The following is a 10642-nucleotide window of genomic DNA, read 5'->3' as shown; positions in this document are numbered from 1 at the left end:
GATATCCTCTATTTTCCTTTGAATATACCGCCCGGATGCGATCTTATCACAATCGTCTATATCACCATATAAAGGCAATTATCGTTCTGGTGATCTCGATAATGGATTATGCCTCTTTATCACTTCTGGCGTTGATGAGCCTGGCCGTATGGTGGATGATTCTGATTGCATCCGGGTTGAGGCAGTCGCATAACATAGCAATGAAATAGCCTTCTTTTGGCGACCATCAGTTACGGGTCCTTTTTTCCAGAGCGCAGCGCGGAAGCATACTCGCATCTATGGTCTTGATATAAGGTGCCTGGACGGCAGAGATGTAGACCATACGCCCTCCAACAGATATGACATGATCTGTGGGCTTGGGTGGACTGGTCTTGACGGAGAAGATCAGAGGGCCTTCGCAGGTGGTGGCGATGCGCATATCTGTAGAGCGAGCGCGGATATAATCCTCCATCTCCGGGGCGATCTTGATGGAAAGCGATGTAGCAGCCATTGAATCCGATATTCTCACTGGATGTAGAAATAGATTCTCTCGACGAAATAGGTTTATAGACCCGGTGGCCACAGTCCTGGCGTGAGACGAAGAAAGGACAATCATAGATCCAGAGATCTTGCCCTGCAGCGTATGGAAAGGCTCTTTGTCCTGGCAGAGGAGGCGCACCGGCTTCATCCTGAGAGAAGCAATAGGTATGTCCAGATCGCCCGGCGGATAAGCACTCGCACCAGGGTCAGAATGCCCCGATCTCTTAAGAGGCTTTACTGCCAGCACTGTGGCAGCTACCTGTCCCCGGAGAACTCCAGGGTGAGGCTATCAGAAGGCGTTATGGTCACTACCTGCATATTCTGCAATGGTCAGATGAGGCGTCCCTATAAGCCCAGAAGGGAATAGGGACCAAAAAATTGCTCGAGCTAAATCTCGTCGAAGCCTATATACTGCATCATCCTTTCTTTCTTATTGCCCAAAAGCTCCTTTTCGCGATTGAGTATCTCTTCTACCAGCTCGATCACAGGCCTGCCTCCATCCCAGTTCCGGGATATGATATCGGAAGATCCTGTTTCCTTCATCACCTCATATGCGACGAAGGCGCATAGATAGATATCATCGACATAGCCCACCGGGCCGAACTTATCTTCGGGAATTATGTCCTCGGGCAGAATGAAGTATGCGATGGCGGCAATAATCTGCGGCGACATGGATTTGGGAAGATCTTTATCATCTAGCAGCCTGGTCATCATTCTATAAAAGGCCGGAGCTTGATGAATGATATCGGAAAATTCTCCTTCGTATCCGGATATATCCTTTTCCAGCATTACATCGAATCTCTTCAAATAATGAACCTCCTCCACTCCTCTGCCAGGATCCCCAGAGCGATAAACCTGGCCTCGTTATATATGGTGATATGAAGGGGGAATTAATTAACTTTTGGGCTGGAGAATATTCATTCTATCCATGAAGATGGATCAGATCAAGAGAGAATAGTAGAATGCGGGATATAGATAGAATAGGTAGAGATATATCTCCAGAATGAAAGATGGCTGTTCATGAAGCTCGCATTGACCCTATTAGCTCTTCTGGCAGCGACAAGCATTCCCTCGGCGGCGGAAGAGCATACGGCGGAATACTGGTCGAGCCTTGGAGATCAGCAATTGTATAACGGCAGCATAGAAGAGGCCGCAAGAAGCTATGATGAGGCCCTGGAGTTGGACCCCGGCAATGTTAACCTTTGGAACCGCAAGGGATATGCATTTGGCATCTTGGGTCGTTATGAGGATGCAATAGCAAGTTTCGAAAAGGCTCTGGCGATAAACTCCACGAATGTCGAGGCTTTGAACTGGAAGGGCCTTGCCCTCTACAGAGGATTAGACAGGCATGATGAGGCTATAGCCTGCTTTGACAAAGTATTGGGGCTGAATGCTTCAGACTCTGAAGCCTGGAATGGAAAGGGCATGGCTTTGGCTGATAAAGGCGATCTCTCCGGATCGCTGGTCTGTCTTCAGATGGCAAGCAAACTCGATCCTCTGAATCCAGGTGCCTGGAATAATGAGGGGGTAGTCCTGCGGGAGCAGGGAAAGTACCAGGAAGCGCTGGAACGCTTCGATAAAGCCCTGCTTCTTGACCCTAACAACCAGGCGGCTCAGACGAACCGGAATAACACCCTGCAAGATATGAATCGGATCGTTCAGCTGGGAACGGGCAGGGCATAAGCAGCACTCTATTCAGAGCAACAGCTTGAAATGCGAATACGTCAATTACCGAAATGGTGACCGATGGATGTGGATGAAGCTGATTTGTCTGGTGATCATTTTTATGGCCATTCCCGGCATTAAGGGTGAGATACCCCTGGCCTATACACCAGCCGCTATCAGTGGCGGCCAGAACGATATGCTCACTGTCAAAAACTATGATACCGGTGCAGTCATGACCGAATCATACACCGATGTAGAGCACTTGAATAGAGATACTCAGGTTCGAACGGGGGCCTATGCAAATTCCGCAGACGCCGCATCGCCGAGAGGAGGCCTGGAGGCGAGCATCAGCTCCAATGTCATAGGCAATGCTCATATCGCCTGGCAGTCCGTCGACCCTGGCGTCACCGCAAAAGGCCGCCATCCTCTCATCGGCCGCAGCGTTGAGGATCTGACCGGTGTATTCTCCATCGAGAAGTTGATCCAGCTGTGGTCTGACAGCCAGTCCGGCGAGATCTGCGTGGACTGGCTGCCTTGTTCCTGATTTATTCCAGCCTAATCCCATGCCACCCGTTGGATATTATCCAGTCACCCGCTTTTTAGGATCCTGTTTTGGATCCATCTTGATCTCCACCACCAGGTCGTTATAGTCGGTGTCCTTCAGACCGTAAAGGTCCTCCCAGCGAAGCTGGCATTTGTTCGATCCGAGCTTCAGCCGAAGGACGTGCGATTTCCCGTCCTCATTGAGGCCGCTGTCTGTGTAGAAGAAGGCCCCATCCTGGGTCTGCAGAGCGAAGATCAGCCTGGTTCCTGCCGGATAGTCTCCTACCTCAAAGCTCTTGCCCACGTTTCCCTGAATGGAGTCGAAGATCAGCTTCTTCTCGGGCTTATAGAGCCAGAACTGGTTATGATTCGGCGTATTCTTGCTGACCAGTCTGGCCACCACGTGGCTGTCTTTCTCTAAAATTACATCCTCGCGGACGATGGGTGCCACCATTATCTCTGCTGTGAGATCCTTGTAGCTTTTGAGGCGCATCCCATAGGATTTCTCCCAGCGAAGCTCCCATTTGTTATATCCGGTGGGGAGTTTTCTCACGTGGCTCAAGAAATCTGGGTTTTTCACCTGATCGGTGTAGTAGGTGTAGCCCTCAAGTGTCTTGAAGGCGAATGTGAGGCTGGCGCCTTCGGGATACTTTCCCAGGTCTATTGCCTTTCCCATGGGGCTATCCAGGGTGAAGATCAACCTATTCTCCGGAGAGCTCAGCCTGAACTCCTCTTTGGTGGCGGCATGCCTTTGTTTAAGGGTGGCAAAGACCCTTCCCTCTTTGGGCATCACCAGATCCTCGGAGGTGGCGCTAATGATCTCAATCTCCATGCTCACATCGTTGTAGTCCTTCTCCCCCAGGCCGTAGAGGTCCTCCCAATTAAGCTGCCATTTGTAGGTTCCAATGCCGGTTTTGTTAACATGGTCGCAGACGTCGTCGTTTAAGAGCTGGTCGCTGTAGAAGATATGCCCCGCTGAAGTCTTCAGGGCAAATGTGAGCCGGGTTCCGGCGGGAAAGGCTCCCAGATCATGGATCTTGCCCAGATCGGAGTCAACCGCCCGGAAGATCAGCTTCTCCTCGGGACGGTGCAGCCAGATCTCATCCTCCAGAGTGGTGCTCTTGCCGGTAAAGCGCACAATAACCCTTCCTGATTTTGGCATGATCAGGTCATCGTCTGCTGTGAACTGAACTCCATAGAAAGCGAACTGGCTTCCCATTCCGCATTCTCCGTAGGCGATCTTGAACCAGCCGCTTTCTCCCCAGCCCTGTCCCCAGCTGTTCTTGCAGATCCAGCAGCCTTTGGCATCATCGAAGCCCACAACGCATACTGCGTGGTCGCCCATATATCCGCCGTATGCAGTCTTATAGACTCCTTTCTCATAATAGAAGAAATCCTCATAAACGCTCAGCCCGCCGATGAGTGGACCGCGCTGGCTGAGCCACTCCTTGGCCTGGGAGCTGTTGGTTATGGTCGTCCAGCTCTCTATCTTGACCACGCGTTTGTCTCTGTCCGGGCAGCTGCCGGTCTTATCCCCCTGATAAGGATTGCATGCCTCGTCAGGAACTCCACTGGACTGAGCAAATCTCAGAGCGGGAGTGAAATACCAGCCCCGTCCACAGCAGTCGCCGCAGCCCCTGAAGAAAAGATCTGCCTCGGAAAGGTCGGGATCGAGGGATGGGTCTCTCTTGAAGATCTCCAAATTGGACTCAATGGCCGCCACAGTGGCAAAGGCAACGCAAGAGCCGCACTGCCTCTGATCCTTTATCGGCGTCGTCCAGTCGTTGCCGGACACGTCTCTCCAGTCCCACTGGGTGGGATATATGGATACAGATCCCGATTTTGCCGCAAGAGATCTATCCCTTTCCGCCATCTGCAGGATCATCGCTTTCTCATCCTCCGGGACCACTAGCCCCAGGTAGTGCATCTTCTCGTCTGTGGCCAGTTCTGATACGGCTGTCTCCCCCGCGGTCCAGGTCAGGTTCATCCCTTTGATCCTGCTTCGAATCTCCTTGATCTCATCCATTCCCAAGCTTAATAACCCCCTTGATATATTTGAGGCAAATACTGAGGTAAACTTATGTTTTTTAAAAATAATCTCATAGTTAATTATGTTTGCGGATGATGCGATAGGATTGGCACAGGCAATTGAGATGAAGGGGTGATGAAAAATCAAAGCGAAATGCCGATGATATGCAAATGATATGCATTGTGAATATAATAAATAAGAATGTCCGTGAAATCCGGTCATAGTCCCATATAGATTTGGGGAAGAAAGCTATTAATAACTCTCAAACTCAATCATTCTGGAGGCTCAGTTCCATGGAGATCGTGGTGAAGAGGTCTGCGCGACGGAAGAAGACCATTCAGGCCCGGATGGTGGCGGGAAAGATGGAGGTCTTGGCTCCTGCATCCATCTCAGATGCCGCCCTTCGGGCCCATATAGAGAAGCTTCAAATCAGGCTGGAGAAACGGATCTACCCCAAGGACGACCTCCATTTAAGCCAGAGGGCGGCAGCCCTAAATGAGAGATATTTCCGGGGAAGCCTGTCTTGGAATAGCATTCAATATTCCTCCCGCCAGGAGCACCGGCGTGGCTCGTGCAACTGTGCCGCCCGGACCATTCTCATAAGCGACCGTCTGGCAAGCCTTCCTCAATGGGTGGAGGATTATGTTATAGTGCATGAGCTCGCCCACCTCATCGAGCCGAATCATGGCAAGAGGTTCAAGGCCCTGGTGAATAGGTATCCTTTGGCAGAGAGGGCAATCGGATTTCTGATGGCATCCGAGACGCTGGAGGCAAAAGGTGTCTAGGGATGCATTCCATTGACCCATTCCAGGCTCATTTCCTTCCATCCAGGTAGCTGCTCAAGAGGCATAAGGAATCCTCTGGGCCGATCTGCTCGAACTTCTCGCAGGGAGTGTCTCTATAACAGGGCAGATGATGGATGGTGCAGGTTGCGATCTTTTCCTCTGGTCCGGATTTATTGGCAAAGTGGGGGCACATCTGCCCCGCAGGCTTGTGGATCATGGCCTCAGGATCGTTCTTATTCATGTTTCCGTCGGGAAGAATTGACCGGGGATTGACGACGAAGATGTCCAGATGGAGGCAGCACCGTCCGCAGCGTTTGCATATCATGATATGCACCCCTGATGGTCCGGTCCATATTTATTGATTAGCATTGCGATTGCCAAAATGAGGGTTATCAATAGTAATAGACTTAAGGATTCAATGCCAATAGCTTGATTGAGGAGGCTATAAGGCATGAAGATACTGGTTACTCTGGCAGATGGCTTCGAGGAGATCGAGGCCATCAACGTCATTGATATCTTGAGACGCGCGGGAATAGATGTGGTAACCGCTGGGTTGAAGGATGGATTGGTAGAGGGATCTCATGGGGTACGGGTGATGCCTGATACCAGCCTGGGCAGGATCAATCATAAAGATCTGGACGGCCTGGTCCTTCCTGGAGGAGCGCCCGGCTTCATCAACCTGGGAAAGGATGAACGGATATTGAATATGATCAGGGAGCTGAATCAGGCGAACAAGTATGTGGCAGCTATATGCGGAGCGCCATCGGTCCTGATTAAAGCGGGAGTCTTGCAGGGCCGGAAGGCCACTGTGCATCCTTCTGGGGAGGAGGAGGTAAGGTCGTGCGCCCAGTTCTCCAGTGATCGGGTGGTGGTTGATGGAAATATCATAACCAGCCGCACTCCGGGAACGGCGATGGAGTTCGCCTTGAAGCTGGTAGAGGTATTCGTGGGTAAGAAGAAGATGGAGCAGGTCAAGGCTCAGACTCTGGCGATATGCAAAGGGGATTGAAATGAACAGGTGCGATCATACAAAAGAATGCATTGATAAATATTGCATTAGGGAGAGAAATGCCATATAGATACAATTTTCGAAAAGTTTATCTCCTTTAAGATCACATAAAGGGCCATGAAATGCTTTTGGAGCTTACTGCTCCTCCTCTTTATTCTAGCTCACAGCGTACAAGGGCAGCAAACGGCAGAAGAATGGACCAACAAAGGCCTTGACTATGCCATTGAGGGCAAATATGTGCAAGCCATACAATGCTATGACGAGGCAATCAGAATCAACCCGGACTTGGCCATGGCCTGGAACAATAAAGGCGTAGCTTACCATTTGCAGGGCAACCACAGTGAAGCCATTAGATTCCTCGACGAGGCTATCAGGATCAATCCGGACTTCGGCATGGCCTGGAACAATAAAGGAAATGCTTACGCCAACCTGGGCAACTTTACTGAAGCCATCCACTGCTATGACCTGGCCATCGGGCTGGATCCAGACGACGCTCTGGCCTGGAACAACAAAGGCAGAGCTTCCGGAGAGCAAGGCAACTATACAGAAGCCATCCGTTGCTATGACGAGGCAATCAGGATCAATCCGGACTATGCTTTGGCCTGGTACAACAAAGGTGAAGCTCTCAGAGCAACCGGCGACAGCGTCAACGCAGATGCCGCTTTCGCCAGGGCAAGGGAGCTGGGGAGGATGGCCAGCGCGGCTTTTCAGGAGACGTAGTCATCGCCAACTGCATCTGGCAGAAAGGCCGGGTCATCTTCGATGTGGCCGACGGCCTGTCGGAGGCAGTCCAGGAGCGTATCCCCATCATCCTCCGAGAAGAGGCTATTTTTTCGCCTTAAGGCAATCCTTTAATATTTTGGCGCTTATATGATAAAAGATGGTGGAGTGAAAATAATATGAACGAAGAAAGAACAAGAGCGATACTGGCCGCGTCAATGGCAGCCACATTCAAGCCGGACTACATGACCAACGACAAGATCGAAGCGGCAACCAAGGGTCATGGATCTTTGGTGATACCTGCGTTTTGTGCGGCTAACTCACTGGCTGAGGATACCTTTGGGGGGATGAGTTCTCCCGAGATGAGGCTTATGAGCGGAATTACCATGATTGATGCATCTTTGCCTCATATTCCCCTCGATCTGGTCATTGAAAAGGCCGTAAAAGAGACAATGCAAGCAGGGGCATCACCGGAGAACGCCGCGCTGCTGGTGGCCTCGCTGGCCTATTTCTGCGGAACATGCGCGCGAGCAGGAGTGCCCATGGGCAACAGGAAGCTAGGAGCGATAGCCAGGATGCACTCGGGCGCTGCCAGGACCAGCGCAATCGCCCTTGTCACCTCCAAGTTCACTCATAGAGTTCCCGCATTCCCAGCTTACATGGCCGTGTATGAGCAGCTTATGGACAAAAAGCTGACAAGTGTCGATGGATCGATCCTGCCTCCATTCATCGCTGGCGGAGCTATCTACGGTCACAGCTCTCTTGGAGAGGACTATAATTTTCCAGAGCTAGCACGAAATGCTGCCAAGATCGGAACCGAGGCCATGATGAAGAGCATGAATGGCGCTGGAATATCAGCATACCCTCTATGGCCTGCATTCATCGGTGCCACAGTGGCCATGGAGCTGGTCCATCCCGACGCATTCCTCGGCGAGGAGTTTGGCGCCTTTGGAAGCGTGGACTCGGCTTATCTGGCAGGCAAGGGTGCAATTGAGGCTGCCAAGCTTCCTGAAAAGCTGCATGTCCGCGGGTCTAAAGACGAGTTTGATACTGCAAGGGTCATTGGAGATTTCGGTCTCATACTAAAGGATATCGGCGGCCCTTCAGTTATCGGCTCTATGGCCTTAAACGAGATATTTGCTGGATTTGAGGAATCTCCTGTAATCGGAGCAGGTTTCTCTGGAGGGCCGGTAAATCCACCTCTGGGTCATCTCTGCGGAGATGTCCTTCCTACCCTGCGATTGTTGATGAAATTCGACGGAGACGTCTTCCAGGTGGCTGAGAAGATCAAGGATTACAAGATGAGGTCCTTCATTGATCCAGAGATGTCGTTGTGCGCCTTGAACACAATCACTCGAAAGGCAGAGGAGGTCAGCCGCGGACCCGTGAGCCGGGCCTGCATTCTCGCCAGCGAGGATGTGCGGGACCGCGCCATTTACCGGAGAGCGATGGATGCCTATGACCTGATCAAGTCCGGAAAGAAGGTCGAGGATGTGGCCAGAATTCTGGACGATAAGCGCAAAGCCTATGTTGAGGAAAGGGGCTCGACAGTTCTCTCTGGGTTCACAGGCAAGAAGATAAGCCTCCAGTTCACTGCTCTTCGGCCTCAGGCGCGCAGAACGGACAAGTTCACCGACAAGTTCTGGGGATTCGACTCCTACATATCCTATGACGTGCAGATAGATGGCAAGAAATACCATATCGAGGACCTGTCGGCCAAGACGGTTCCGGAGTTTGCCCTCGAGGGAAAGGGGAGAGATGACCCGGATATGGGAACTGCCATATTCGCAGGCGCTGTGCTGGCACAGGAATTGCAGTACATTGGCCACACGATCATCAACATCACAGTACCTGCTGCAATAGCCGCCGTCTTGGGAGAGGACGAAAAGGCGGCCTCCAAGATGGCAGAGAGCGGGGCTTATCTAACAAGAGCCATCCCAGGAGCACGTAAGAACGCTCTCGAAGTGGCCCGGATTGCCCGCAGGATCTACAGCAGCCTGACTGCGCCAGCCGAGGGGATGCCCTAAAATTGAAAACTTTAGTCATAGATTCGAGGGTTGCTGGAATATCCAGTGAGATGCTTCTTTCCTCACTGGTGGATCTAATACGGTCTCCAGCCACCCTGGAGCCTTTAGCCAAAGCAATAGGAGAGCTGCCAAATTGCACAGCTTTCTCCTATAAATTCGAAAAAAACTGCTCTTGCGGGATCTCTGCCAAAAAGATAGATGTCGTGCTAATGGAAGAGAGATTTCGCAGCGGAATTGTGCTGGTTGCATCTGCTCGCAAACTGATGGAAGAGCTGAATCTGTCCAGGGAGGCCTCAGGCCTTGTCGTGTCTGTGCTAGAGGACCTGATCGCGGCCGGAGAGCGGGTGCACCGCCATAGCTTCTCCAGCTGCAGGGTTGCATCGCTGAAAACGCTCTTCGAGGTTCTTGGATCGGCCTACATCCTCGATAAAGAGGGATTCTTGGAGGGAACCATCTATGCCACTCCGCCGGCCCTTGGTTCCAGTGCAGTCGGAATAGACGGCATCCAGATAGGAGGTCCCGCGCCTGCAACTCTAGAAATCCTGTGCAAGCATCAAATGGCTTATTCCTCGTTGCCGGTGGACAGTGAGCTGACAACGTCCACCGGCGCCGCGCTCCTGGCCAATCTTGCGGACTATATTGTGGATTTCTATCCGGCCATGAAACCAATCGCTGTGGGCTACGGTGCCGGAACTAGCGATCTGAATGGAAGGCCCAATGTTCTGAGAATCCTTGAAGGAGAGAGCTTTCGAGCGACAAGGGAGAGCATAATCCTCCTTGAGACAAATATCGACGATCTATCCGGGGAGACGGTGGGCTATGTCATGCAAAGATTGTTTAAAGAGGGTGCAGTTGACGTTTTCGTGACCCCAGCCCAAGGCAAGAAGAACCGGCCTGTAAGCATCATCTCAGTGATCACCGATCACAGTGCTTGTGACAGGATGATAAGGGTTCTCATGGAAGAGACTGGGACACTGGGGGTGCGAGTGCAAGAGGTTCCGCGAGTTGTAGCTGATAGGGAGCGAGTGCCGCGTCAGTTCTCAATTCAGGGCAAGATCTTCGAGGTTAGGGTCAAGACGTCATATGTTGATGGAAAGATAATAAGCATAAAGCCTGAGTACGAGGATCTGAAAAAGATGGCTGAATGCCTGAACATTCCTTTGAACCATGTGACGGAAGCCGTCAAGAGGGAACTGCCCGGGCTGGCTCGCCTTGATGATGCCTAAGGGTGGACCTTGGGCCGAATGCACTAAATATTTTTCCAGCAGGCCTTGGCGATGACCATCGCCTCGATCGGGTACTCAAGACGCTTTGCCCAGTTGTAACCTAACCTCCCGAAAAGTTC

General features: G+C 51.7%; 12 protein-coding genes. 8 read left to right on the top strand and 4 right to left on the bottom strand.

Translation table 11 applies throughout. The features are described from left to right. Window positions 1–226 precede the first annotated feature (226 nt). On the bottom strand, window positions 227–490 hold the full coding sequence (locus BP822_RS01140) for a hypothetical protein (RefSeq protein ID WP_013718749.1): 264 nt from the start codon (window positions 488–490) through the stop codon (window positions 227–229). A gap of 81 nt (window positions 491–571) precedes the next feature. Here BP822_RS01140 and BP822_RS01135 point away from each other — a divergent pair, with 81 nt between their 5' ends. Continuing rightward, window positions 572–886, top strand: coding sequence for a ribonuclease P protein component 4 (locus tag BP822_RS01135; RefSeq protein ID WP_286877545.1), 315 nt, complete (start codon window positions 572–574; stop codon window positions 884–886). Between the two features lie 20 nt (window positions 887–906). On the opposite strand, the gene BP822_RS01130 is transcribed toward BP822_RS01135, so the two are convergent. Then, a complete protein-coding gene (locus BP822_RS01130) occupies window positions 907–1326 on the bottom strand; it encodes a YkvA family protein (RefSeq protein WP_013718750.1) in 420 nt (139 codons plus the stop codon). 213 nt (window positions 1327–1539) lie between these two features. On the opposite strand from BP822_RS01130, the gene BP822_RS01125 reads away from it, so the two are divergent. Continuing rightward, window positions 1540–2202 (top strand): tetratricopeptide repeat protein, encoded by a 663-nt coding sequence (locus BP822_RS01125; RefSeq protein WP_013718751.1) that lies wholly within the window; start codon window positions 1540–1542, stop codon window positions 2200–2202. A gap of 73 nt (window positions 2203–2275) precedes the next feature. Continuing rightward, on the top strand, window positions 2276–2728 hold the full coding sequence (locus BP822_RS01120; protein WP_052297519.1) for a hypothetical protein: 453 nt from the start codon (window positions 2276–2278) through the stop codon (window positions 2726–2728). Window positions 2729–2764: 36 nt separating this feature from the next. Here BP822_RS01120 and BP822_RS01115 read toward each other — a convergent pair whose 3' ends face one another. Next, a complete protein-coding gene (locus BP822_RS01115) occupies window positions 2765–4753 on the bottom strand; it encodes a C1 family peptidase (protein ID WP_286877544.1) in 1989 nt (662 codons plus the stop codon). 296 nt (window positions 4754–5049) lie between these two features. Between BP822_RS01115 and BP822_RS01110 the strand changes: the two genes are divergently transcribed. Beyond that, entirely contained in the window at window positions 5050–5541 is a 492-nt protein-coding gene (locus BP822_RS01110; protein ID WP_013718754.1) for a M48 family metallopeptidase, read from the top strand. 28 nt (window positions 5542–5569) lie between these two features. Here BP822_RS01110 and BP822_RS01105 read toward each other — a convergent pair whose 3' ends face one another. Then, complete coding sequence (locus BP822_RS01105) at window positions 5570–5866, bottom strand: hypothetical protein (RefSeq protein ID WP_013718755.1); 297 nt, start codon at window positions 5864–5866, stop codon at window positions 5570–5572. Between the two features lie 126 nt (window positions 5867–5992). Here BP822_RS01105 and BP822_RS01100 point away from each other — a divergent pair, with 126 nt between their 5' ends. From BP822_RS01100 to larC, 4 genes are all read left to right on the top strand, one after another. After that, the gene (locus BP822_RS01100; protein ID WP_273272145.1) at window positions 5993–6550 is read left to right on the top strand and encodes a DJ-1 family glyoxalase III; all 558 of its coding nucleotides are present in this window, start codon (window positions 5993–5995) and stop codon (window positions 6548–6550) included. Between the two features lie 117 nt (window positions 6551–6667). After that, a complete protein-coding gene (locus tag BP822_RS01095; RefSeq protein ID WP_048131858.1) occupies window positions 6668–7270 on the top strand; it encodes a tetratricopeptide repeat protein in 603 nt (200 codons plus the stop codon). A gap of 179 nt (window positions 7271–7449) precedes the next feature. Continuing rightward, window positions 7450–9297 (top strand): hypothetical protein, encoded by a 1848-nt coding sequence (locus BP822_RS01090; protein ID WP_013718758.1) that lies wholly within the window; start codon window positions 7450–7452, stop codon window positions 9295–9297. A 2-nt stretch (window positions 9298–9299) separates the two neighbouring features. Next, window positions 9300–10523, top strand: a complete 1224-nt coding sequence (gene larC / locus BP822_RS01085) for a nickel pincer cofactor biosynthesis protein LarC (RefSeq protein ID WP_052297520.1) — start codon at window positions 9300–9302, stop codon at window positions 10521–10523. Window positions 10524–10642 lie beyond the last annotated feature (119 nt).

This window comes from Methanosaeta sp. UBA458, from assembly GCF_002496085.1.
Taxonomy (GTDB): Archaea; Halobacteriota; Methanosarcinia; order Methanotrichales; family Methanotrichaceae; genus Methanothrix; species Methanothrix soehngenii.
This window is presented reverse-complemented; position numbering and strand designations above follow the sequence as displayed.